Source organism: Bradyrhizobium semiaridum (assembly GCF_020329505.1).
GTDB classification, from domain to species: Bacteria; Pseudomonadota; Alphaproteobacteria; order Rhizobiales; family Xanthobacteraceae; genus Bradyrhizobium; species Bradyrhizobium semiaridum.
Genome location: NZ_JAGKJJ010000078.1, coordinates 1 through 666, shown reverse-complemented (window position 1 = coordinate 666; position 666 = coordinate 1). Strand labels below are relative to the sequence as shown.

The window sequence follows — 666 nt, the reverse complement described above, 5'->3', positions numbered from 1 at the left end:
CGCCTGCAGGCGAAGGCCGAAGATCGCGACCACCAGCATGAACCAGACGAGACTGCCGGACTGGAAATAGAGACTCTCGACACAGGCGGAGAACACGCCGTAGAGCCAGATCCGGGTGAACAGCCTGGTCAGCGCGGGATCGTTGTCGCGCGCCGCAGCCCGGCTCACGTCGCGCAGCGGCAGCCAGACCAGCAGCGCCAGCGTCAGGATCAGTCCCGGAATCCCGGTCGTGATCGCCGCATCGAGATAGGCATTGTGGGCGTTGAACGCGCCGACCGCCCAGCTGGTGCCGCCGCCGTCGCGGACCGGCCGCTGACCGGATACGGATTCCAGCTGTTCTGGCAGACCGACGAGATGGTCTACAAGGCCGGCGGCGGCCCCGACCCGCCAGATGTCGATGCGGTTGGTGAAGGTCGGATCGACCCCGACCAGGGCAACCAGCTCGCGCATCGCCGGCGAGATTGAGCAGCCGATCGTGACGATGTTGAAGGTGGCGAGCCCGAGAAAGACCAGCGGGATCCGGATCGCCGGCCATCGCTCGAAGATCCAGGCGATGGCGAGAATGCCGGGCAGCGCCGCGGTGGAGGATTTGCCGCCGGTCTGCGGAAGGAACACGACCGCGAGCAGCGTGATCACCGCGCCGGCGATGCGGCGGCCGGTGGCGTA

At 67.6% G+C, this 666-nt stretch carries 1 protein-coding gene; it reads right to left on the bottom strand.

What is annotated here, in order from left to right:
• A partial coding sequence (locus J6500_RS31510) for an O-antigen ligase family protein (protein ID WP_225716584.1) occupies window positions 1-666 on the bottom strand: 666 nt, incomplete at both ends.